The sequence below is a fragment of the Flavobacterium cheonhonense genome, assembly GCF_035671315.1.
GTDB lineage: Bacteria > Bacteroidota > Bacteroidia > Flavobacteriales > Flavobacteriaceae > Flavobacterium > Flavobacterium cheonhonense.
The window spans coordinates 366,172-391,434 of the sequence record NZ_JAXAVY010000001.1; the positions used below are offsets into that span (position 1 = coordinate 366,172).

20 protein-coding genes are annotated in these 25,263 nt (G+C 39.7%); 10 read left to right on the forward strand and 10 right to left on the reverse strand.

What is annotated here, in order from left to right; translation table 11 throughout:
* Positions 1 to 30: 30 nt before the first annotated feature.
* The 7 genes from SK086_RS01555 to SK086_RS01585 form a co-directional block, all read right to left on the reverse strand.
* Positions 31 to 312, reverse strand: a complete 282-nt coding sequence (locus tag SK086_RS01555) for a F0F1 ATP synthase subunit epsilon (protein WP_290873372.1) — start codon at positions 310 to 312, stop codon at positions 31 to 33.
* A 72-nt stretch (positions 313 to 384) separates the two neighbouring features.
* Positions 385 to 1,896 carry a F0F1 ATP synthase subunit beta gene (gene atpD / locus SK086_RS01560; protein WP_290873376.1) on the reverse strand — a complete coding sequence of 504 codons (1,512 nt, stop codon included), beginning with the start codon at positions 1,894 to 1,896 and terminating at the stop codon, positions 385 to 387.
* A gap of 218 nt (positions 1,897 to 2,114) precedes the next feature.
* Entirely contained in the window at positions 2,115 to 3,602 is a 1,488-nt protein-coding gene (locus SK086_RS01565; protein ID WP_324689304.1) for an SGNH/GDSL hydrolase family protein, read from the reverse strand.
* A gap of 28 nt (positions 3,603 to 3,630) precedes the next feature.
* Positions 3,631 to 6,468: a TonB-dependent receptor domain-containing protein gene (locus SK086_RS01570; RefSeq protein WP_324689305.1), complete on the reverse strand. Its 2,838-nt coding sequence runs from the start codon at positions 6,466 to 6,468 to the stop codon at positions 3,631 to 3,633.
* Positions 6,469 to 6,754: 286 nt separating this feature from the next.
* Entirely contained in the window at positions 6,755 to 8,602 is a 1,848-nt protein-coding gene (glmS, locus tag SK086_RS01575; protein ID WP_324689306.1) for a glutamine--fructose-6-phosphate transaminase (isomerizing), read from the reverse strand.
* Positions 8,603 to 8,613: 11 nt separating this feature from the next.
* The gene (locus SK086_RS01580) at positions 8,614 to 10,269 is read right to left on the reverse strand and encodes a DUF4270 domain-containing protein (protein WP_324689307.1); all 1,656 of its coding nucleotides are present in this window, start codon (positions 10,267 to 10,269) and stop codon (positions 8,614 to 8,616) included.
* A 15-nt stretch (positions 10,270 to 10,284) separates the two neighbouring features.
* Positions 10,285 to 11,091, reverse strand: coding sequence for a glycogen/starch synthase (locus SK086_RS01585; RefSeq protein WP_324689308.1), 807 nt, complete (start codon positions 11,089 to 11,091; stop codon positions 10,285 to 10,287).
* A 105-nt stretch (positions 11,092 to 11,196) separates the two neighbouring features.
* Here SK086_RS01585 and panC point away from each other — a divergent pair, with 105 nt between their 5' ends.
* Genes panC through SK086_RS01625 form a run of 8 tightly spaced genes read left to right on the forward strand, consistent with a single transcriptional unit; the run spans position 11,197 to position 20,118 of the window.
* Entirely contained in the window at positions 11,197 to 12,045 is an 849-nt protein-coding gene (gene panC, locus SK086_RS01590; protein ID WP_324689309.1) for a pantoate--beta-alanine ligase, read from the forward strand.
* 13 nt (positions 12,046 to 12,058) lie between these two features.
* Positions 12,059 to 12,409, forward strand: coding sequence for an aspartate 1-decarboxylase (panD, locus tag SK086_RS01595; RefSeq protein ID WP_290872115.1), 351 nt, complete (start codon positions 12,059 to 12,061; stop codon positions 12,407 to 12,409).
* 3 nt (positions 12,410 to 12,412) lie between these two features.
* A complete protein-coding gene (locus SK086_RS01600; protein ID WP_324689310.1) occupies positions 12,413 to 13,378 on the forward strand; it encodes a lysylphosphatidylglycerol synthase transmembrane domain-containing protein in 966 nt (321 codons plus the stop codon).
* A 55-nt stretch (positions 13,379 to 13,433) separates the two neighbouring features.
* On the forward strand, positions 13,434 to 14,699 hold the full coding sequence (locus SK086_RS01605) for an alpha/beta hydrolase-fold protein (protein WP_324689311.1): 1,266 nt from the start codon (positions 13,434 to 13,436) through the stop codon (positions 14,697 to 14,699).
* Positions 14,699 to 16,060: a DNA repair protein RadA gene (gene radA, locus SK086_RS01610; RefSeq protein ID WP_290872124.1), complete on the forward strand. Its 1,362-nt coding sequence runs from the start codon at positions 14,699 to 14,701 to the stop codon at positions 16,058 to 16,060. Before SK086_RS01605 ends, radA begins: the two co-directional genes overlap by 1 nt.
* Before the next feature lie 52 nt (positions 16,061 to 16,112).
* Positions 16,113 to 18,065 carry a biosynthetic peptidoglycan transglycosylase gene (locus SK086_RS01615; RefSeq protein WP_324689312.1) on the forward strand — a complete coding sequence of 651 codons (1,953 nt, stop codon included), beginning with the start codon at positions 16,113 to 16,115 and terminating at the stop codon, positions 18,063 to 18,065.
* Between the two features lie 51 nt (positions 18,066 to 18,116).
* Positions 18,117 to 19,490 (forward strand): PQQ-dependent sugar dehydrogenase, encoded by a 1,374-nt coding sequence (locus SK086_RS01620; protein ID WP_324689313.1) that lies wholly within the window; start codon positions 18,117 to 18,119, stop codon positions 19,488 to 19,490.
* A 4-nt stretch (positions 19,491 to 19,494) separates the two neighbouring features.
* The gene (locus SK086_RS01625; protein ID WP_324689314.1) at positions 19,495 to 20,118 is read left to right on the forward strand and encodes a murein L,D-transpeptidase catalytic domain-containing protein; all 624 of its coding nucleotides are present in this window, start codon (positions 19,495 to 19,497) and stop codon (positions 20,116 to 20,118) included.
* A gap of 1 nt (position 20,119) precedes the next feature.
* Here SK086_RS01625 and SK086_RS01630 read toward each other — a convergent pair whose 3' ends face one another.
* On the reverse strand, positions 20,120 to 20,488 hold the full coding sequence (locus SK086_RS01630) for a helix-turn-helix domain-containing protein (RefSeq protein ID WP_324689315.1): 369 nt from the start codon (positions 20,486 to 20,488) through the stop codon (positions 20,120 to 20,122).
* A 105-nt stretch (positions 20,489 to 20,593) separates the two neighbouring features.
* Between SK086_RS01630 and SK086_RS01635 the strand changes: the two genes are divergently transcribed.
* Positions 20,594 to 22,042 (forward strand): glycoside hydrolase family 108 protein, encoded by a 1,449-nt coding sequence (locus tag SK086_RS01635; protein ID WP_324689316.1) that lies wholly within the window; start codon positions 20,594 to 20,596, stop codon positions 22,040 to 22,042.
* A gap of 11 nt (positions 22,043 to 22,053) precedes the next feature.
* A complete protein-coding gene (locus tag SK086_RS01640; RefSeq protein WP_324689317.1) occupies positions 22,054 to 22,554 on the forward strand; it encodes a hypothetical protein in 501 nt (166 codons plus the stop codon).
* A gap of 560 nt (positions 22,555 to 23,114) precedes the next feature.
* Here the strand turns inward: SK086_RS01640 and SK086_RS01645 are convergent.
* Positions 23,115 to 24,149 (reverse strand): aldo/keto reductase, encoded by a 1,035-nt coding sequence (locus SK086_RS01645; RefSeq protein ID WP_324689318.1) that lies wholly within the window; start codon positions 24,147 to 24,149, stop codon positions 23,115 to 23,117.
* 146 nt (positions 24,150 to 24,295) lie between these two features.
* Positions 24,296 to 25,261: an OmpA family protein gene (locus SK086_RS01650; protein WP_290872135.1), complete on the reverse strand. Its 966-nt coding sequence runs from the start codon at positions 25,259 to 25,261 to the stop codon at positions 24,296 to 24,298.
* Between the last annotated feature and the right edge of the window lie 2 nt (positions 25,262 to 25,263).

A 25,263-nucleotide genomic window follows, 5' to 3' on the forward strand; every position in this document is an offset into this window, starting at 1 on the left:
GATTGGGTTCTTTAAGTATAGTGAATCGGATTAGTCGGCTAACACGATTACTTTGTTGTCTTTCATTTCGATAGTTCCCGAATTGATTTCCAAAGTGTAGTTTTGATCATTTACTTTGGTAAACTTATCGGCTACATCTTTGTCGAACTTAAAACTGTTAGCAGCCAATTTTACGGTGCCTTGTTTTAAGATAGAAACTATAGGCGCGTGGTTGTTCAAGATTTGGAAGGAACCGTCAACACCCGGTAGGGAAACTGAGGTTACTTCGCCTTTGAACAAGGTAGCTTCCGGTGATACTATTTCTAAAATCATAAAATTTTAATTACGAATTTGAAATTACGAATTACGAAAATTATTCATTCGTAATTCGTAATTCATAATTGATTACGCTTCTGCTAACATTTTTTGTCCGGCCTCGATAACGTCTTCGATGGTTCCTTTCAAGTTGAAAGCTGCTTCCGGTAAGTGATCTAATTCACCGTCGATGATCATGTTGAATCCTTTGATGGTGTCTTTGATATCAACCAATACCCCTGGGATACCGGTAAACTGCTCCGCTACGTGGAACGGTTGAGACAAGAAACGTTGTACACGACGCGCACGAGATACGGCTAATTTATCATCTTCTGATAACTCTTCCATACCTAAGATGGCGATGATGTCTTGTAACTGTTTGTATTTTTGAAGAATCTCTTTTACTCTTTGGGCACAATCGTAGTGCTCGTTACCTAAGATTAGCGGCGTTAAGATACGTGAAGTAGAATCCAATGGATCTACTGCAGGATAAATCCCTAACTCAGCAATTTTACGAGACAATACTGTTGTAGCATCTAAGTGGGCAAAGGTTGTAGCCGGTGCCGGATCCGTTAAGTCATCCGCAGGTACGTAAACCGCCTGTACAGAAGTAATAGATCCTTTTTTAGTTGACGTAATACGCTCTTGCATCGCACCCATCTCAGTAGCCAAAGTTGGTTGGTAACCTACCGCTGAAGGCATACGTCCTAACAACGCGGATACCTCAGAACCTGCTTGGGTAAAACGGAAGATGTTGTCTACGAAAAACAATACGTCTTTTCCTTGGTCTGAACCGGCTCCGTCACGGAAGTATTCCGCGATAGATAATCCTGAAAGCGCTACACGAGCACGAGCTCCAGGTGGCTCATTCATTTGTCCGAATACGAAAGTAGCTTTAGACTCTCTCATGCCCGGTTTGTCAACTTTAGATAAATCCCATCCTCCATTTTCCATAGAGTGCATGAAATCTTCTCCGTATTTGATAATGCCTGACTCTAACATCTCACGAAGCAAGTCATTTCCTTCACGAGTTCTTTCTCCTACTCCTGCGAATACAGAAAGACCACCGTGACCTTTGGCGATATTGTTAATCAATTCCTGAATCAATACTGTTTTACCTACTCCGGCACCACCGAACAAACCAATTTTTCCTCCTTTTGCGTAAGGCTCGATCAAATCGATTACTTTGATTCCGGTGAATAAAACTTCGGTTGAAGTAGACAAGTCTTCGAACTTAGGTGCTTGTTTGTGGATAGGCATCCCGTTAGCACCATCTTTTGGTAAATCTCCTAAACCGTCGATAGCATCTCCTACAACATTAAATAATCTTCCGTAGATATCAGCTCCGATTGGCATTTGTATAGGTGCCCCTGTAGCGTGTACATCAGTACCTCTGCTCAAACCGTCGGTTGAGTCCATAGAGATGGTACGCACCGTGTTTTCACCAATGTGAGATTGAACTTCAAGAATTAATTTTGAACCATTTTTATTAATGATTTCTAATGAGTCGTAAATTTTTGGCAACTCAACATCTTTAGTATCAAATACTACGTCAACTACGGGACCGATGATTTGCGAAACTTTTCCTATTGCTTTAGACATTGTTTATGTATTTATTAAATAGCTATTTAGGTTTGAAAAAAATACCTCTTTTTTCAGTGCGCAAAGGTAAATTTTCTATTTTAAAAAATCAATCTTTGGCAAGAGTTTTTTTCTTATTTTTTGATAATTCTGTTTCTCAAAAGAACCATCACTGCGTAAAAAGCAAAAACCACCTGACATAGCAAGTGGTTTTTGTGTATTTGAAAAAATTGGTTAGGTTAGAAATTAGCCGGATCCATTGGGTATAGAATTCGGTACAATCCTATGTTTACTCCTTTAAAATTAGAGCCGTATGTTTCATTGATAGCCTCTAAGAATTTGTTGGCAATTAACGCATACCCTCTTGGACTTGGATGCACACCATCTAATGAGAATCCACCTCCGGTTACGTAGGCTGAAGTAACATTAACATTGTTAGCGGCAATACCACCAGTTGCAATTTGCGTTTGTAAAGCATTAGCATTTACAAAAGCCAATCCTTTGGTTTGAGCGATAGACTCAATAGCGCTGTTGTAAGCATCAGTAGCCACTCTAACTTCTTGGATTTCATCTTTAGACAACACCCAACTGTCGGCCAAAGGAACAGATACTCCGTTTACTTGAGCCGGATTTCCACCCACTGTAGTACCAATAAATGTTCTGGCCGGCAACACGATTAAATCTTCGCTGGTAGCCATACGGTAAGAAGGGATTCCGAAACCGGAAAGGTTAGTCAAATAACTGTCTACAATAACCACCGGATTGGTGCTGGAAGCCGAGAAAGAAATGGTTCTTCTGGCTACTTCAGCAGCGCTTAATAAACCGTTAGATTGCGCAAACAACAAACCGTTGTTATAGGCAGTATAACCGGCATTCAATTGAGCCGCTGTTGTTGCGTTAAGTGCAACAGGATTGTAAGGCACTGTAGTAAAGTATGGAATGGTCGTTACATAAGGCAAGTTGGCCACTACTCCTTTAGCTCCATTAGCGGTTAACTGATCTACTAAACCGGTGTAAACACTGGCAAACACATTAGGGTCGGTGATGTCGTTAGCTCCGTAAGTAGCCGGATTTAAGTTTCCGGTTTGGTTCACTCCGGTACCACCAGAGGTAGCATAAGCCAACACGTCGTTGTTTCCAATCCAAAGCGAGAAGAAAGTCGGACTTTGCGCGACAGCGTCACCAATCACTGAGGCAGAAGTAGAAGAAGCGAAACGTACAAAGTACGGGTTAGCGTAACTTCCGATACCGGCAGGATTTCCATAGGAAGTAGACAATAAGTGGAAACTTTTTGCCCCAGGCACACCCATATTATTGAATGGTCCTGACAACACATTGGTTACTTCAGTAGTAGGCACACCAGGCACTGAAGCCGGAGCACTTCCGTTAAAGTACAATCTGGTTCCGGCAATTGGATTGCCTCCCAACAATAGTCCTCCTGTATTATCCGCCATAAAAGGAATTTTAAATTCCCCGCCGCCTACCAAAGCAAACTGGCTGGCCAAGATACTTGGATACGACCCTTGTTGTCCCGCAATGAATAGCGCATTATCAGCATATCCGGCTGTTAAGGAATTCCCTAAAGCCACATATTTTGAGAAATCGGCAGATCCTGCGGTTAATGGTGTTCCGTCTGTAGAATTAGGATCTACAAAAGGCTCATCATCACTATTACATGCTACAAAGGTTAATGAAACCAATAGTAACCATTTGAAATTTTTTATCATAGTATTATATTTTAAGTCTGATTGATAATTACGGATTAACAGTTAATGACAAGAAATATTGTTGACCGATTAATCCAGGCCCAAGAAGCTGTCTGTATTCTTTACCGCCAATGTTGGTAGCTCCCAATTTGAAAGTAGATTTGATACTTGGTACCAAGTAGCTGATTTGTGCATCAATTACGGTAGCGGCATCAATCATACCGTCAGCAAAAGTCGATTCCCATTTGTATTCATCACTCCATCTTCCACTGATGTTGAAGCCGAAGTTTTTGAATAAATTATCATTGCTGATAGTGGCTTTCACACGGTGTTTAGGCGTATTGAAACCGGCTTCGAAGCTTGGATCTTTAGCCTGATCAAAGTTGAACTCTGCATAGTTATAGTTGGCTGATACCTCAAAGTTTTTAGGTAGTTTTTTTGCCAAACCTACACCAAATCCAATTGATTTGATTTCGATATCGGTATTGGTGTACAATTGGAACGCTCTGGTGTTTCCGGTTACCAATGCATCAACCGATTGAACGCCAGGATTAGAAGCACCTAAAGTAAGATCCGGAGCGTCTTGTGCTGTACCATACAAAGGCGCCACAACGGTTAAGTTACCGATGAAATCGTTGTAAATGTTATAGTATCCGTTGATGTCGTAAGTAAATCCTTTTACTTCACCTCTGTATCCTAATTCAAATGCTTTTACAGTTTCAGGTTTTACTAAATCTACATTTGTTCTTACCAATAAAGCCGCAGCTGCTACCGGGTTAGACGGTGCTAAGGCTGCAAAGGCAGTTGCAGATTGCGCTGTATAAGAGTTGTAGTAAGCATTGTTACCATTGATGGTAGTACTTGTTCCTACTAAGGCTTGCCCTAGCGGTGATGTTACCGGTAAAGTTTCTTCGTAACGGGTTAAGTTGTCCGGAGCTGAACCTAATAAGATAGCATTTCCAACGTTGAATCCGATGTATTGATCTTGTGTAGTCGGGTTACGGAAACCGGTTTGGAATGACGCTCTGAAGATGTGATTTTTAGCTTCTCCTGCACTGTATACAAAAGATACTCTTGGGGAATAGTTTCCGTCGAAATTTTCCGCTTTATCGTAACGAACCGAACCGGTAAATTTCAATCTGTCTTCCATGAATTTTTTCTGAACTTGAGAATAAACACCATATTCATCGTACTTGATGCCTCCGAATTGTGGTGTATCAGTGTAAATTCTTCCGAAAGAATTCAAGTCGTATCTGCGGTAAGAACCACCTACTTGAATTTCAGCAAATTTGATTAAATCTCTAAAGTTATAGTTAGCATCTGAGTGGTAAATTTTAGAATTGTCCACCAATTTAGATCCTGTTAATACATTTGGATCAGAAGTGACCTGATTGAATGCATTTTGGAATTCCGGTGTACCCGGTAAAAATCTTCCGTTATCTGCTGTTGCTCTTGCTGCTAAGTGTGCTTGAGTTGGTGTAGCACCGGCTAAAGTAGATTGAACAAAAGCTCCGGCATATTGACCGAACCATGTAGCATCCGGTTTCCAAGCTCTGTTGATGTTTAATCCGGTGAATAACATATCGTATGATTTACCACCGTCTTCTGTAGTGTAATATCCTCTAACGAAGAAGTTTTTCCCGGTGAACTCCAATTTGTGTTGTTGCATTTGGAAGCCGTTCAAGTAATAACGGTTAGCCCCTTGGTAAACAGAGTTCCCGAAACCAAATTTACTTTGCCAAATAATTTCAAAGTTTTCGTTACCGAAAGGTCTGGCGTGTAAAGAGAAGTCGATTTTAGCATTTCTAACTTTATTATCCGTTAAATCTACTTCGTTGTAACCAGTTCTTGAAACATTCTCGTTAGGTAAAACATTCAAGGCAGATGCCGGTAATAAACCTAAGTTAACCAATGACTGTCCAACACTTCTAATGTTCGTAGTAGCTTCGTCACCATAAACGTTCATACCGTTATAATTGTGGTGACTTCTGTCTCTTCCTTCTACTGTTTTATCAGTATAATCGGTTGCCCACCAATCGGTACCTCTCATGTAAGTGAAGTTGGCTTTGGCTGCAAAATAATCATTGAATTTGTGTGCCGCTCTTACACCATAGTCGTAATATTCGTTCGCACCAGCCGCTTTTTGGTTGGTTTGACCATATTTTACATAGGTAGAAATCCCTTGGTATTTGAATGGACTTTTACTGTTCATAAACAAAATACCGTTGAACGCGTTGGCACCATATAATGCTGATGAAGCACCCGGTAAAAGCTCAACGCTGGCCACATCAATATCAGATACTCCAATCAAGTTACCTAACACAAAGTTTAATAACGGAGAAGAGTTGTCCATACCATCCACCAATTGCATAAAACGGGTATTGGCTACAGTAGCAAAACCACGGGTATTGATGGATTTAAACGACATACTACTGGTATTCATTTGAACTTCTTTCAAGTTCTCTAAACCATCGTAAAAAGTCGGAGAAGCTGTTTTCTTCACATCTTTGATAGTCATTCTCTCGATGGTTACCGGAGATTCTCGGACTTTCTCAGGAGCTCTGGAAGCCGACACTACAATCTCGTCTAATTGCGTTTCTTTCTCTGACAAAGACACTGTGATTTTTTGGTTGGCGGCGGTTACTGTAGCAGTAGTAGAACCGTAACCCACACTGGAAATTTCGATGTCAAAAGGTGGTTTTTTTGTTGTAGACAAACTAAAATTACCATCGCCGTCGGTAACTGTTCCGGCACTATCGCCAACCACTTTAACGTTGGCACCGGGAACCGGTTGGTTTTTACTGTCTTTTACCGAACCGGATATTGAAGTTTGCGCGTAGGTGATACCGCAAAAAAACAATGAAACGATAAATAAATAAATCTTCATTTGGTTTTAAATTTTGTTGGTTTAAGTAGCCAATGTACAAATATTTTTTTTCAATTGTCAAAAAACAAGCTTAGTTTTTAAGAATAATGTATTGCAACACCTGATTATCAACAATATGATAAAATATAAAATTGTTACGCATTTTTTAATGTTTTCGCCCAATCGATAAAAAAAATACTATGCACACATACAAAATGAATATTCTGTTAAATTTATGATAAATTCAAGGTAAAAAAAAAGCGAGAACAAATCTCGCTTAAACCTTTATATTGTAGTACAAATATTACTATTCAACAGTCACCGATTTGGCTAAATTTCTGGGTTGATCCACGTTACAGCCTCGTAAAACAGCAATGTGGTACGACAATAATTGTAATGGAATAGTCGTAATCAACGGAGATAGCGCATCTGAAGTTTCCGGAATTTCAATAATGTGATCGGCTAATTGTTTCACTTGCACATCACCTTTAGTGACAACAGCAATAATTTTACCGCTACGGGATTTGATTTCCTGAATATTGCTGACCACTTTATCGTAATGCCCTTGTTTAGGAGCAATAACCACAACCGGCATTTGTTCGTCGATTAGGGCAATTGGACCGTGTTTCATTTCGGCTGCCGGATAACCCTCGGCGTGGATGTATGAAATCTCTTTTAACTTTAAGGCACCTTCCAAAGCTACCGGGAAATTATAGCCTCTACCCAAATACAAACAGTTGCTGGCGTCTTTAAACTTTTCAGCAATTTCCTTTGCAGTCTCATTCGACTCTAACGCTTCAGCTACTTTTTCCGGGATCACTTCCAATTCTTGTAAATAGCGGTGGAAATCCGAATTCGATAAAGTTCCTTTTGCTTTAGCCAAACGCAAAGCTAACATAGTCAATACGGTAATTTGAGTTGTAAATGCTTTGGTAGAAGCCACACCAATTTCCGGTCCGGCATGTGTGTAAGCTCCTGCATGTGTTTCTCTGGAAATAGAAGAACCTACCACATTACAAACTCCGAAAACAAAAGCCCCTTTTTCTTTAGCCAATTTGATAGCGGCTAAGGTATCGGCTGTTTCACCCGATTGAGAGATGGCAATCACCACGTCTTCTTTGTTGATGATAGGATTGCGGTATCGGAACTCCGAAGCATATTCTACTTCCACGGGGATTCTGGCAAACTCCTCGATGACGTATTCAGCCACCAAACCGGCGTGCCATGAGGTTCCGCAAGCGATGATTAGAATTCTTTGTGCATTGAGGAATCTTTCGATATTGTCTTCTACACCGGCCATTTGTATGATGCCCTGATTGGCCAACAATCGGCCGCGATAGGTATCTTTAATAACATTAGGTTGCTCGTAGATTTCTTTGAGCATGAAATGATCGTATCCACCTTTTTCAATTTGTTCCAAATTCATTTGCAACTCTTGTACGTATGGATCAACCAAAGAATCATCTTTGATTTTTCTTATTTTAAGTGGCTTGTGTAGTCTTACAATAGCCATTTCTTCGTCTTCTAAATAGATGGCGTTGGAAGTGTATTCGATAAACGGAGAAGCATCTGAAGCGATAAAAAACTCATTTTCTCCTAATCCAATGGCTAGCGGGCTTCCCAATCGGGCCACTATAATTTCATCCGGTTTCTGTTTGTCAAAAACACAAATCGCATAAGCCCCAACCACCTGATTTAAAGCGACCTGAACGGCCTTCCCTATTTTCAGATTGTCTTTCTTTTGTACATCTTCAATAAGGTTTACCAACACTTCTGTATCAGTATCCGAAGTAAAAGTGTAGCCTCTTTTGATTAATTCTTTCTTTAACGGCTCATAGTTTTCGATAATTCCGTTGTGAATGATCACTAAGTTGCCGGAATTAGATACGTGTGGATGTGAGTTTACATCATTAGGCACGCCATGCGTTGCCCAACGTGTGTGTCCCATACCGATTGTGGCTTTGGATTCGGACAATGCTTTGGATTTTTCTTCCAAGTCAGATACTTTACCTTTGGTTTTTGAAATGGCAACATCATTCCCATCGTAAAGCATAATACCCGCGCTGTCGTAACCTCGGTATTCTAGTCTTTTTAAACCTTTTATTACTATAGGATACGCTTCACGGTATCCGATGTAGCCAACAATTCCACACATAACTTTATATATTAATCTGGTTTGGTATAATAAATTTGAATTTTTAGTCTTTTATCCTCCGGTACAGAAGAGTGAGATCCGTAAAGAATAGTCCCCAAAGGGTTTGCCACCGACATACTTGGCGCACTAATAACGTTAGCATTAGGTGTTTTCAATTTAGAAAACGCAACATTATTGATACTTTCTGTAACCGACAATCCTAATCTGACATTAGTGGAATCGTTGTTGATTAAATTCCTTAAATGATTGGTGATTCTGACCTTATACTTGATTCCTCTTCCATTGTCAACCTCTTCTTTTTCGATGATGCCGCCGTGGACAAATTTATTAAATTTAGGATAAGTTGCGTTAGATGAAAAATCAAAAGAATAATCCACCAATGGTCTTTTGTTGTTCAAATCGTATAAAAAGATACGATTAGGCTCGGAAATACCCGTGTTTGCCATTGCTGTTCTGTCGATGTAAAAAGTCAGGTTGGCTTCATTAATCATCCAACCATTGGCTTTGATAGCCTCAATTTCATCGGCAATACCATTGTTATCAGCATCAGGACCGAATACATCAATGACCGCCATTGAACCTTCGCCTCCTTTTAGGTATAAGGTAGAAGCTTCTTGCGTGTTATTGGCCGTAGTGTTCAAATAATCAGTATTTTCATTACTGTTGTTGAGCAGGCTTACAGAGTTTCCGGTTAAATTCAGCGCCAAAGTTTTGTTGACTCTTTTATACACCGTTGCGCCGTCTACAGTACTTGCCTTGTCTTCATTGTAGTAAATGGTAATTTTACCGCCTTTGAAGTTAAGCATCGCCATACTGCCGGCATTTCCAATACTTTCTGTTTTAAAGTACAAGCCTCTGAAATAGTTTTTGAAAACTTGGTTGTTGGCCAACTGTCCCGTTGGGGCATTTAAAATTAAATTGGTAAAAACAGCTTTGTTTAAATGCAATCGCATCGATGGCGCAAATCGGGTTTCCACTTCTTCTCCATCATCATTTAAAGTTACGGTTCTGTGCTCTCTTTTATCAAAAAAGAATTGGGCATTTTGTTGACCGTTTAAATTCTGAGGGTCTGTTGTAGGTAAATCATTCAACAAGGTCGGAACTTTGAAATTGTCAATTTCAGTATTCATATCGGTATAAAACAATTGTTGTTCCCCTAAAGACTGTGTCGGATCTAAATCTCTTAAATAGTAGTTAGATTGGTAAACACTTAATTTGAACTTTGATTCAGGATTGCCGTAAATAGAATCCAAGTCATAGGTTTTAACACCGTCCTCATCTTCATCTAAAAACGTACTGAAATAAGGAATATCTAATACAACACTGTCAATTGCAGTAGGTTGAGTATCGTAATCTTCAGGATCAATATTGTTAAATTGAGGATCAGAAGTTCCTAATTCTACTTGTGTCACAAAATTAGCTTGTGTAGTTCCGAAAGCAGGGTTTTCATAAAATCCGAGTGCATTAATCGGTAAATTGTTAGACGCTATTGGCCCTAACTTTTGGTTGTATGCTTTAACAGTAGCGCCGCTGTACAATTCAAATCCAAAATGATCGTCGCCTACAATATCGGTTCCGATTTCGTTATAATCTTTGTCACATGACACCAATAAAGTCAAAGCGGTAAGCCCTAATGCGAACTGTTGTAAAAATGATTTTTTAAACATAAAATGTAGTAATTTTTATGAAAGCATGGTTTTGTAAAACTGCGTGTATGCTTCCGCGAATTTATCTTTCGGGGTGAAAGGTAAAAAAGGTTTCTCTGAAGATTCTATAAATTTTGTTAAACTTGCCGATACATTGTCAGACGCTATAATCACGCCATCGGAGTGTTTTACAGCTGCCATAATCAAATGGTCGTAATTAGGTGTTTCCAATTCTTTTACTGCGTCTTCAGGGATATTGTCAAACTTAACTTTATTGATCATTTCCTGATCCAAATTCCCGTCAAAAGACTGACTGTAAACAGAAGTTACAATTTTGGTATCCGAAAACAAGGCCTCGTCTTTGTAATAATGTTTCATATAAACAGGCAACAAGCTGGCCATCCAACCGTGAACATGAATAATATCAGGTACCCAATTGAGTTTTTTCACCGTTTCTACTACACCTTTGGCAAAGAAAATAGCGCGTTCATCATTATCGGGATACAAGACACCGTCTTCATCGCTGAAAGTAGCTTTGCGCTTGAAATACTCGTCATTATCGATAAAATAAACCTGGATTCTTTCTTTAGGAATAGAAGCTACTTTGATAATCAAAGGCATGTCTAAGTCGTTTACCACTAAATTCATTCCGGACAAACGAATCACTTCGTGTAATTGATGCCTTCTTTCATTGATATTCCCGTATCGTGGCATAAATATTCTTATTTGTCCTCCTTGATCATTAATCATTTTAGGAACGTCATACGACATTAAAGAAACCTCATTTTCAGCCAAGTAAGGCACCACTTCAGATGATACATACAATATCCTCTTATCTTCCATAATTTTTGTAACTTTATTTATTGGCAATAAAAAACAGGCAAAAGTACAAAAATTTATGCAGTTATTTATGAAAATAGTAAGTTTGCAACTCATTTACCAAAGCCAATGCTCATTTTTAACAATCAAAATGAATTAGTTGCTCATTTAGCTGCTGTTTCAAAAGCCACTACCAACATTGGTTTTGTGCCTACTATGGGCGCTTTGCACGAAGGCCATTTGTCTTTGTTGCGAGCAGCTGTGGCGAATAACGATTTGACCGTCATCAGTATTTTTGTCAACCCAACACAGTTTAACAACGCCGATGATTTGGCCAAATACCCCAGAACCTTAGAAGCCGATGTGGCCAAAATTAAAACTGTTTCTGATAAAATTATAGTGTTTGCTCCTAGTGTAGACGACATTTATCAAGGCAACACCGTTTCGGAATCTTTTAATTTTGACGGATTGGAACACCAAATGGAAGGACAATTTCGTCCCGGTCATTTTAACGGCGTAGGCACGATAGTAAAACGATTATTCGAAATTGTAAAACCCACCAATGCCTATTTTGGCGAGAAGGATTTCCAACAGTTGCAAATCGTAAAAAAAATGACTGCAAAAGAAAAACTTCCGGTCACTGTAATTGGCTGCCCGATTTTAAGAGAACCCAACGGCCTGGCCATGAGCTCTAGAAACGAAAGACTGACGGATACCGAACGAAAAGAAGCCGCCATCATTTATAAAATATTAAAAGAAAGCCGAAAATTGTTTGCTCAAAAATCGGCAGCCGAAGTTACCCAATGGGTTCAAAAAAGCTTTGCCAAACATCCTGCTTTTGCGTTGGAATACTTTCAAATTGCCGACGAAGCCACTTTGTTGCCTTGCGTTCGTAAAAGCCAAAACAAAAAATACCGTGCTTTCATTGCGGTTTTTGTCAACAATGTCCGATTGATTGACACTATTTCATTAAATTAATTAACTTTGCCCCATGCAAATTCAAGTAGTAAAATCTAAAATACACCGCGTTAAAGTTACCGGTGCCGATTTAAATTATATTGGCAGCATCACCATTGATGAAGCCTTAATGGATGCTTCTAACCTAATTGAAGGTGAAAAAGTGTCTATAGTGAATGTGAACAATGGCGAGCGTTTCGAAACCTACGTCATCAAAGGGTTAAAAAACTCCGGCGAAATTACCCTTAACGGACCGGCTGCTCGTAAAGTGCACAAAGGCGACATCATCATTATCATGTCATATGCCATCATGGATTTTGAAGAAGCTAAAACCTTCAAACCTTGGTTGGTTTTCCCTAACGAAAACGACAATTCTCTTACCTAAACCTTGAAAAAACAACTTCGTAAATGGCTCACTATCCTCATTCCTCTTTTGATAGGAATCGGGATCATTTACTACCAATACACCACACTCCAACCGGAGGAAATTGACAAAATTAAAATCAGCTTTCAAAAAGCCAATTACTATTACATTTTGTTGTCTTTAGTGATTGCGGTTACCGGACATTGGTCCAGGGCTTACCGTTGGAAATTTGCGCTGAATCATTTGGGCTATCAAACGCAGTTTTACAACAACTTTTTCACCGTTTCTGTTTCTTATTTGGTGAATCTTACGGTGCCGCGTTCGGGTGAAATTTCAAGAGCAGCCTTATTAAAAAAATACGAAGATGTGCCGTTTGACAAGGCTTTCGGGACTATAGTAGCCGAGAGAATCGTGGATCTGTTCATTTTTTTCTTGTTTGTGATTATTGGCTTCGTATCGCAATTTGATGCCATCTATCAATTCTTATTGAGCAAAAACATTTCCCTGCAAACGCTTATTTACTACGCTATTTTTGCTATATTCCTGGGCATTGTTTTTCTGCTGATTTGGATTTATGCCGAATGGAACATCATCCTTAAACTCAAGAAAAAACTCTCCGGGCTCATTGAGGGCATGATGACTATTTTTAAAATGGAGCAAAAATGGGAATACCTATTTCATTCTTTCTTTATTTGGTTCTCCTATTTGGCCATGTTTTACGTTACTATTTTTGCCTTGCCCGAAACGGCCGAGATTAGTTTTGACATCGTAATTATGGGCTTTATCTTCGGAAGTTTGGCGGTTGGTTTTTCTAACGGAGGTCTTGGCGCCTACCCGTTTTCCATCGCCTTGATTTTCTCTCTTTACGGCATTTCTAACGATATTGGCACGGCTTTCGGTTGGTTGGTTTGGACTTCTCAAACCTTGCTCATTATTACTTTGGGGTTAACCTCTTATGTTTTGTTGCCGGTGTTTAACCGCAATAAATAATTTATTATCTTGCTGAGCATTTCAGCATTTATTTCTTTAACCAAAACCAAAGCCCATGAAACAATTGTTGTTCCTTTTTCTGTTTGTTTGCTCCGGTTCTTTGATGGCCCAAAAAACCATAACCGACACCATAACCTCTCAAAAATTAAACGAAGACCGCGAAATCAAAATTAGTCTACCGCCTTCGTATTCTAAAAATAAAGCTCAAAAATACCCGATGTTATTGTTGCTGGACGGCGACTTCCTGCACGATGCTTTTCAAGGTGCTTTGAGTTACGGATATTATTGGGATGATTTGCCCGAAGTGATTATAGTATCAGTTAGTCAAAATAAAAACAACGAGCGGGAAACCGATTGTATGTTGGATGAAACCACCGGTTTACCTTCTGAAAAAGGAGAAGCGTTTTTCGAGTTTTTAGGAATGGAATTGATTCCGATGATTGAGAAAAACTTCAGAATCGCTCCGTTCCGAATTGCCGCCGGTTTAGATACTACCGCCGGATTTTTAAATTGCTATTTGTATAAAGAACAACCTATTTTTAACGCTTTTATTTCGATGAGTCCGGAATTGGGAACCGAAATGGAAGAGCGTATAGTGAATCGTTTAACAGCCATACAACAACCGCTTTTTTACTACCATTGCTCTGCCGATGGTGATGTCAAAAAAATGAGAACCCGTATTCAAGCCTTGGATGAATTGGCCGGTAAAATCAACAATCCAAAAGTAAATTACCGTTACGATGACTTCAAAGGTTCTTCGCACTATTCCTTGGTTTTACATGCCATTCCGAGTGCTTTGTACCAAATATTCTCGGTCTACCAACCGATCTCTACAGTAGAGTTTCAAGAAAAAATTGTGGTATTGCCTTCAGGTTATGTGGATTATTTGGTTCAAAAGTACGATATGCTTGAAAAGTCATTCAACTTGAAATTACAAATCAGAATGAACGATTTCAAAGCCATCGAAGCCGCCATCTTAAAAAACAAAGCATATAACGAATTCGATCAATTGGCGCAATTGGCGCGCAAAAATTACCCAAAAACCATGTTGGCCGACTATCACATGGCGCAGATGTATGAAAAAAAAGGCGACAATGCCCGTGCACTTAAATCCTATTTGGCCGCATTCCAACAATCAGAAGTGGGCGATTTGACCAAAGACATGATGATGGAAAGAGCCGATGAATTGAAAAAATCAATGCCAAAAAAAGGTAAAAAAGGCCAAGAAGTAATCGAAGAAACGCCGGTAGAAGAAGTACCGGCAGAAACGCCAAGCGAAACGCCGACAGAAACCCCAACAGAAGAGAAAAAATCAGAATAATGGCCAAACTCAAAACGACTTTCTTTTGTCAAAATTGCGGTACCCAATTCGCCAAATGGCAAGGGCAATGCAATGCTTGCAAAGAGTGGAATACCATAGCCGAAGAGATTATTCAAAAAGAAGAAAAAACAGATTGGAAGCCTTCAGCTTCTGAAAACAAAAGAGTTTCCAAACCTCTGAAAATAAAGGAAATCGATTCGACACAGGAAGTCCGCATGGACACCACCGACAGCGAATTGAACCGCGTGCTTGGCGGCGGAATCGTTCCAGGCTCACTCATCCTTTTGGGCGGAGAACCGGGCATTGGAAAGAGTACGTTATTGCTTCAAATTTCCTTGAAACTTCCCTACAAAACCTTGTATGTTTCGGGTGAAGAAAGTCAGAAACAAATTAAAATGCGCGCAGAACGCATCAATCCCAACAGTGAGAACTGTTTGATTTTAACCGAAACCAAAACACAAAATATCTTCCGTCATATTGTAGAAGTCGAACCCGATATCGTGATTATCGACTCCATACAAACCCTGCACACCGACCATATTGAATCGACTGCCGGCAGCATTTCTCAAATTAGGGAAACCACTGCTGAGTTGATTAAATTCGCCAAAGAAACCAACATACCGGTAATCTTGATTGGGCATATCACCAAAGATGGTAACATAGCCGGACCGAAGATTTTGGAACATATGGTCGATACCGTATTGCAATTTGAAGGCGACCGAAATCACGTGTACCGCCTATTGCGTTCTTTAAAAAACCGTTTTGGTTCTACCGCCGAATTGGGCATCTACGAAATGCAAGGTTCCGGTTTACGCGAAGTCTCTAATCCGTCGGAAATCCTCATTTCCCATCGCGAAGAAGAACTTTCGGGCACCGCCATTGCCTCAACTTTAGAAGGCATGCGCCCATTAATGATAGAGATTCAGGCTTTAGTATCTACAGCAGTTTACGGAACACCGCAACGCAGTACCACGGGTTACAACGCCAAACGATTGAATATGATTTTGGCTGTCTTGGAAAAACGCGCCGGGTTTCGCTTAGGCACCAAAGACGTATTTTTAAATGTAACCGGCGGTATTTCGGTAGATGATCCGGCGATTGATTTGGCTGTAGTGGCTGCTATTTTATCTTCTAACGAAGACATAGCGGTTGGGAAAGACGTTTGTTTTGCCGGAGAAGTTGGTTTGTCCGGAGAAATCCGCCCGGTAAACCGTGTAGAACAACGCATCCAAGAAGCGGAAAAGTTAGGCTTTGCAACGATATTCGTTTCGAAATACAACAAAATTGCACTCAAAAATCCGCTCATCAAAATCGTTTTAGTTTCCAAAATTGAAGAAGTCGTCGAACAATTGTTTGGCTAAACTGAAATCTGGTTAAGCCATTATTTAGTCTGCTTTAGAAGTCGTATCAATCATGAGAACCACCCGACAAAAAGTTTTTTTAGGTCTTAAAATCAGTGGCGTTTTGCTGTTGTTAGGCTTGGTATTGCTCTTTGTTTTTAGAGGTAGTCTTTTGAGCAAAGTTATTGATAGGATTGATGCCAAAATGCAGCGCGATTACCAATGCCGATTTCAAGTGGCCAAAGCCGAATTCCAAGGTTTATCCGATTTAGAATTCCAACACATTACGCTGGTGCCGAACCAAGCTGACACTTTGGTACGTATAGATAATTTAAAAACCAGTGTTAATTTTTGGAAACTACTCACCGGTGATATCCAATTGGGCAAACTCGACATCAACCGCGGCTATATTCAGTTGGTAAAAACCAAAAACGGCAGCAACTTCAAGGCATTTCTGCGCTCCAAAAAAGAGCCAAAAGAAACAGCTGAAGTCAATTATGCCAAACTGCTCAATCGCCTAACTTCTAATTTACTCGACTTGGTGCCAACCGACATGCAAGTGAAAGGTTTTGCCGTAAAGTTGGACGATATGGGACACAAAGTAGTTTTCGATTTCAACCAATTGGCCTTATCCGATAAAAAATTGAACACGTTGATTAAAGTGACTTCTGAGGGCTTTTCCCAACAATGGGCGGTAACCGGATTTGCCGATCCACGCGATAGGAAAGCCGATTTGGAATTCTTCAACCCGAAAAGCGACACCATTCGATTGCCGTATTTGGACCAAAAATTTCAGTTGAAAACCGGATTCCAATCGATTCATTTCAACTTGGAAAATTTGGCGATGGACAGCGGCGAATTGCACATAAACGGCTATTCTTCCATACGCGGTTTGGTGGTCAACCATCCCAAAATCGCATCCAAAGATGTGGTGATTCAAAATGCCCGATTTGATTACCGCTGGGTTGTCGGCTCTCGCTTTTTGGCACTCGACAGCACTTCGACTTTGCAATTAAACGACATCAAATGCAAACCCTATGTGGCTTACACGAATGAAGAAGATAAGATTTACGCCTTGAAATTAGCCATTCCGAAAATGAAGGCACAAGATTTTATCAACTCCTTACCTACCGGATTATTTCGCCATTTTGAAGGTATGGAAGCCCAAGGCCATTTTAGTTATGCCCTGCATTTTGAATACAACAACCACAAACCCAAAGACCTGATTTTTGAGAGCAAACTGCAACCCGAAGGTCTTAAAATTACCAAATACGGAGAAGCCGATCTGAATAAAATCAACGGTGAATTTACCTATCGCGCTATTGACAAAGGCATCCCGCAACGCCCGATAGTAGTTGGCCCGTCAAATCCGAATTTCACGCCATTGACTGAGATTTCACCCTATTTGCAGAAATGTGTGCTTACCAGTGAAGACCCATCGTTTTTCAACCATCGCGGATTTATCGGTGAAGCCTTTAAGCAATCGATTGCCAAAAACATCAAAACTAAAAAGTTTGCCCGCGGCGCCAGTACCATCAGCATGCAACTGGTGAAAAATGTATTTCTCACCCGCGAAAAAACCTTATCGCGAAAACTGGAAGAAATTTTGCTGGTTTACATATTGGAAAACAATCGCATCAGCACCAAAGAGCGCATGTTAGAAGTATATTTTAACGTCATCGAATGGGGTCCGAATGTATACGGCATCGGCGAAGCGGCTCAGTTTTACTTCCAAAAAAGACCGGCCGAATTGAATTTGAACGAATGTTTGTTCCTGGCTACCATTGTCCCGAAACCCAAAGGATTTATGTACCGATTTGACGGCGAACAACAACTCAAATCTTTTGCCCGTCAGCAAAGCGATTTCCTAACGCGATTGATGCTACGCCGAAAACTACTCACCGAAACCGACACCATAGGCAACTTCCCGTTGACCATTTCAGGAGCGGCACAACAATATTTAAAACAAAAAATTGTACCGGCAGTTGTTAACGACAGTCTCAACACGGAAGAGTTTGATTTTTAAAGACTTGTATTAGTAGTTGGTTTTTTTTAACTTTACCCAAAACCAATTGCTATGAAAACAAAATTACTATTCCTTTTCGGACTGTGCTGCTTCGGTATTTCGGCACAAACCATCAATTTACAAAGTTTTGCCACCGGATTTTCCTCTCCGGTAGAAATCACTTGTGCGCCCAATGATACGCGCCTTTTTGTAGTCCAACAAAGCGGTTTGATTCGCATTCTGAATCCGAACGGCACCATCAATACCACTCCTTTTTTAACCCTAACCTCTTCCACTATTCTATCAGGTGGTGAGCGAGGATTGTTGGGTTTGGCTTTTCATCCCAACTATGCCACTAATGGCTATTTTTATGTCAACTATACCAGAGCTGGTGACGGGGCTACTGTTATTGCGCGCTATAGTGTTTCATCAGATCCCAATATCGCGGATGCTTCCAGCGGAACCATTTTATTAACTGTAGCACAGCCTTTTAGCAACCATAATGGCGGTTCGATTAAATTTGGTCCCGATGGCTATTTGTACATTGGCATGGGTGATGGTGGCAGTGGCGGCGATCCCGGAAACAGAGCACAAAACATCAATGAAAATTTAGGTAAAATGCTCCGAATTGACGTAGACTCCGCTTCACCATACGGCATTCCGGCAACCAACCCTTATGTGGGCATTACCGGAAACGATGAAATTTGGGCCATTGGATTACGCAATCCGTGGAAGTTTTCCTTTAATCGTTTGAACGGAGATTTGTGGATAGCCGATGTTGGGCAAAATGCGATTGAAGAAATTAATAAAGTAAGTGCTCCTGCGTCCAACACCGGATTAAACTTCGGTTGGCGATGTTATGAGGGCAATGTTCCTTATGATACTTCCGGCTGTCCGGGTTATAGCGCTACATACGCCCCGATTGCGGTTTATGTTCACGGTACTACCAATCGATGCTCGATTACGGGCGGTTATTTTTACACCGGTACAACTTATCCTAACTTTGCCAACAAATACTTTTTTGCCGACTATTGTACAGGAGAAATCGGATGGGTTAGCAGCGACGGAACCATCACTTGGAACTACAACGGTCCGAATTTAATTACCACTTTCGGAGAAGATACAAACGGAGAATTGTACGTGGCCATGGGTGGTACTATTTACAAAATGATAGATGCCAGTTTATCGGTTAACGACTTTGGCAACAAAGGTATTCGACTTTACCCTAATCCGGTTCAGAATGAATTAGTGGTTCAAAATGACAATAATCTTTTGCTGAGAGCGGTTACCATTACCGACCTTACCGGAAAGGTAGTTTTAACTCAAGGTTTAGACGCTTTAGCAGTCAATCGTATTTCAGTGGCCTCATTGGCTAAGGGAATTTATTTGGCTACCGTTGACGGTCCAAACGGTAGATTGTTCCAAACTAAATTGGTTAAAGAATAAATTGATGAAACAACTGTTTGGCCTTCTTGTTATAGTGTTGGTTTTAGGGTTGGGCTATTGGTTTACGAAAAAATCCGCACCGCTGTTCAGTCGGTCCAAACCCCTATCGGATGATGTTGCCCAAAAGCGTTTGTCATCGAAAATAAAAGTATTGCAAAAGTTTTTGGATAAAAATCCGAAGTACAATAATGAGTTGGTTTTTCTGGCCGATTTAAAAATCATGTCGGGTAAAAACAGGTTTTTTGTGTACGATTTGAAACAAAACAAGATAACAGACCAAGGATTGATGGCGCACGGATCGGGTTCTGAGACCGGCATAGAAGGCGAATTATATTTCAGTAATATTCCCGATTCTAATACTACTTCTTTAGGCTTGTATGCTATCGGAAAAGATTATGTTGGGAAGTTTGGCAAATCGTATAAGCTTTTCGGATTAGAGAAGACAAACGACAAAGCTTTTGAGCGATTCATCGTTTTACACCACTATGAAAAAGTGCCTTACGAAGAGCAAAGTAACCCGATTTGTAATAGCTTAGGGTGTCCGATGGTGAATGAAACTTATTTTGGCCGTTTGGAAAAACTGATTGATGCTTCGGAAAAACCCATCTTATTGTATTTATATTATTGATTCACGTTTGATCACGTTTCATTTGGGCAATTTGAAATAAAAGCTCTTGAATTCGGTGTTCTTTGGAGCGATTATCAACAATAAGAAAATGGATTTGGTTCATCACGCTGTCTTCAAACGCATCGTGAATGGTACTTAGTGAAAGCTGTCCTTTGGTTGGTTGCCCCTCGGCTTTGTAATCTATGAAATGATCAAATCCCACTCCGAAAAATTGGCAAACTTTATGCATAAGCACAAAATCAATCGATTTGTCTTCATTGCTTTCTATAGTACAAAGTTTAGATTGTGAAATGCCTAAAATATAAGCCAACTCCATTTGTGACATTTTTTTGGCTTCGCGTAATTTTCTGATTTTAATTCCTATCTCCATAATTATTACGTTTTAAATCAACACAATTCATTTTTAAATAGAATTTTACTACAAATATATATAGTTTTGGCTGTATTTATTTGTTAAATTTTAATTTATTTAATTATGAATGTAAGAAATTTGTATCTTTGGGGAATCCTTTTCATTAGCATTTGCTCCCTGCAAAGCTGTCAAACAGAAGAAATGTTTGTGAAAGAAAAGGGATTGGGTAGAAAAAGCGGTATTACAACCGAGTATTTGAAAAGCGCTGAGGCCAAACGAATTGCCAACACGCTGAAAACTAAGTTTACTAACTTAGGGGGAAACGGTCAACAACAATCTTTATCGAGAACGGATTACGAAACGATTGACTACAGCACTATCTTACTTGTTGTTGATTCATTAGGGGTTAGAAATTACATTTTCAGGGTTACCAATCATCCGGAAGACGATTACAAGACCTTCCACAATTTGGTAATGACGGATAAAAACGGGGAATTGGAATTGACTTTGATGAAATACGCTATGACAGATGTGTTTGCGCAAGAGTACCAAGAACAACTCAAAAAAATTCAGGAATTTAAAGGGACCGTAACCGCCAAAGGATTGTTAAGTACAAACCCTTGCGAAGATATTGAAACTGACTTTTCTGATAATGAAGACACCCCTGAAGTTGGCGGCGGTGGCGGTTCCTATGATGGTGGCAGCGAAGGCCCTACAGGATCTCAAGGAGGAGGCTCGGAGGATACGGTTTGTCTGGATGTTTCTCTCTCTGTAGTTTGTGAATGCGGAAGAAGCTATCCTGATTGGAACTCATATCTCGAATCGATGTGCGGCAACGGGTCCAATCCCGGTTATGATGTAACTTTAGTGGTAACTTTCACAGATCTTTGCCCCATGGGTTTGAATCGGTGCGCACCAAGCGGGGTGATTGGGGTTATAGAAAGCGATAAAGATTGTAACACGTTTGATAAAAGAGTTAACAACATCATAGATGCTGAGGGTGGTTTTACATTTGACCCTATTGATCCGGGTGGTGCCACTAACAAGGGGATTAGCTGGAAAGTATGGGTAGCAAATGCAGAAAGCATTCTAGGGGTTGAACCCAACATTGAGAACTTAGAAATGTTGACAAATGATCAAGCTAAAGCGATGTATAAATCACTGTATTGGGATAAAATAAAATGTGACGATATCATTGATGGTGATTTGAGATACATACTTTTTGACTTTTATGTTAATGCAGGATCTAATGCAATAATCACATTAAAAAAGACGCTTAACAATCTAGGTTACAACTTAACTTTGAACGGTTCTGTAGATGACAATCTTATAAGCATAATAAATAATCATCCAAACCAAATTGCTTTATACAATAACTTTAAGTCAAATAGAATTCAATATTACGATAACTTGGTCAACGCCAGCACATCAAGATATATTGCTAAATATCCAAACGCTACTAATCAACAGTTGTTAACAAATACCCTGAAAAAGTACCATAACGGATGGCTGAACAGAGCCAACAAGTTCATCAATAAAACTAATCAAAATTCAAAAAATGTTAACTGTTAAAAACAAATATTATGAAAAGAGCTACAATCATTATACTCACCTTACTAAGCGTAGTGTTAACTTTAAACGGCACCAATAATATTGGTAAATATTTTAAAATGTCATTAAAGAATGATGATGTAAAAAACGAAAACTTATTCGCAAATTCAAATCCTTCTTCACAAGCAACTTTAAGTGGCACTTGGTATTGGAAATCGACCACAACTGATAGCAACACTGAGTTTTATCTAATTCAAACCGGAAGTGTAGTAACAGGTAAACACTGTAGCAGCTTCATGAGCGGTTCAAAACTTGATTGCGTGGACAGTAATGGAGAGGATTCTATCACACTTAATTTGGTTTCGGAAAATGTTTATGAAGGTACTATCAAAAGTGGATTCTCAGATGCAATAATCAATGTCCGACTAACCCTTAATCCAAATGATGATACTGTTTTTATTAAACAATTGTCACAACCGTCTGAGGAATATTATTTACCAAATCATGTTTTTATGACTTTGGCTCAACCTTAAATACTTTATTTCTTGAAAACAAAAATTAGAATCATAGTTACTGTTGTAATTTCCACAATATTAATATCCTTTACAACAAACCAAAACCAAGACGCCTCAATCATAGGCACATGGATTTCACAAGAAGATAATAATTATAAATTGGTTTTTAACGGCAACACTTGTACATGGATTTATTCAGGACAATCAAACACCACATATTCCTTTAGCTTGTCAAATACCTCACCACAATGTGGTGAAGTGGTGCCGGTAACTTCAGAGTTAAACTACCTCAGGTTAGTTAATTCAAGCAACAGTAACGAAACGTTGTGCTATGAAATCTATAGCTTAACCGAAACAACATTAACATTAAGACCAATTGAGAAAAGTGGATTTCTGATTTTTAATAGACAACCTTAGACTAAAAATGCTAATAACGTTATCTCAAAAGTAAGGTCTCCAAAAGATTATTTAACCAAATCTTCTGGAATTCTCATAAAGGTATTAAGTGATGTATCAAAAAGAAAATCATCTTTTAATGAATTTTAAAAAATAAATTTTCTCAACAATAAAGTGCCTTCTTATGGCGCAGGATCAGGAAATACCGCTTGAATTTTGTTAATTTCGGCAACAACTTCAGTAGAAAGTACGGTGCTAAAAGCCGCTATGTTCTCCTGGAGTTGTTCCATTTTAGTAGCACCGATAATAGTAGACATCACAAAATCTTGTTGGTGCACAAAAGCCAATGCCATTTGGGTTAGGGTCAAACCGTTATCCAATGCCAGCTGATGGTACAATTGGGTAGCCTTCAAACAATTTTCACTGGCATAACGCGTAAACTGAGGAAACAAGCCCAAACGAGAATCCGGTTGTAAACCATTCAAATGCTTACCGGTTAAAAAACTAAAAGCCAATGGAGAATAGGCCATCAATCCTACTTGCTCTCGCATACAAATCTCAGACAAACCTACTTCGAACAATCGGTTTAACAACGAATACGGATTTTGAATAGTGGCGATTCTGGGCAGATTATGCTTTTCACTCTCGCTTAAAAACTTCATCACGCCATAAGGGTTTTCATTAGAGACGCCGATATGTCTAATCTTGCCTTCTTTGATTAAACCGTCATACACTCCTAAAACTTCTGCAAAATTATCTTGCCATTGGGTGTCAATTTTCGAAACACTACGCTGACCAAACATGTTCATCACCCGCTCCGGCCAATGCATTTGATACAAATCGATATAATCCGTTTGTAGGTTTTTCAAACTCAACTCCACCGCTTCGTGTATGCTTTTCTTAGAAAAGTTTAAAGGTTGACGGATGTACTCCATACCTCGATTCGGTCCGGCTATTTTGGTCGCAATCACCAAATCCGAACGCTTACCTGTTTTTTTTAACCAAGTCCCTATATACCTTTCCGTCGATCCTAAAGTCGCTTGTCTGGCTGCAATCGGATACATTTCAGCTGTATCAATAAAGTTAATGCCTTTCTCTACGGCATAATCCAATTGCGCATGAGCCTCACTTTCGGTGTTTTGCTCTCCGAAAGTCATAGTGCCCAAGCAAATTTTGCTGACTTTAATATCGGTATTCGGTAAAGTAGTGTAGTTCATTTTGAATGGCTTTTTGCCCCGCAAAAGTAGCGTATTGTGGTCGTTATTTTATTTCGATTAACAGATTTTTTGGAAACGTTTGAAACTAAAAAGGTTCTAAGCAAAAACTTAGAACCTTAGTTGCTCTGCGCCTTAACACCTACCTATTAAAACTCATTCAACATCTTGGAAATTTCATCCAATTTCGGTGTCAAAATAATTTCAATTCTGCGGTTTTTCGCTTTGCCTTCCGGTGTATCGTTACTCATCAACGGTGCAAATTCTCCTCTACCCGCTGCGGTTAAATTTTTCTTTTGAATCCCGGCATTCTCTCCCAAAATATTCACAATAGCTGTGGCTCTTTTGGTCGATAAATCCCAGTTGTTTTCTATACCGCCACCAATAGCGCCGTAAATTTTGTCGTTGTCGGTATGGCCTTCAATCAACACCGTAATATCCGGGTTTTGGGCCAATACTTTCCCAACTTCTACTACCGCTTTTCTTCCTTCGGCACCAACTGCCCAGCTTCCGGTTTGGAACAACAATTTGTTTTCCATCGAAACGTAAACCTTCCCATTCTTTTGTTCTACGGTTAACCCTTTTCCTTCGAAGGCATTGAGCGCTTTGGATAAGGTTTCTTTCAGCTTTTTCATGCTGGCATCTTTGGCTGCAATCATGCTTTCCAATTCATTCAAACGTTGGGTACTTGAAGCCAATTCATCTCTCAATTTATTCAAACGATCTTGCTCAGCTGCCATGGCTTTCTCCTTGGCTTCCAATTGGGCAAGCAATTCGCGATTTTTGTTCATATTTGAAGCCAAAGCATCATTGCTGTTTTTTTCTAAAGCAGCATACGATTCTTGTAACGCTTTTAAATTATTGGTGGTTGCGGCACAATCGGCTTGCAACTTATCGCGGTCGGCTTTCAATTTAGTTAATTCGGCTGTCAGTGATTTGTTCACCGAGTCAAACTCGGCGTTGGCTTTGTGCAACTCATCTACCTCATCCGATAACGAACGATTTTCCTTTTTTAAATCGGTGTATTTGTTTTCTAAATCATTGTAGATTTTTTTTGACACACACGATGACATCACCGTTAATACTAGGATTCCTAAAACTACTCTTTTTATCATTT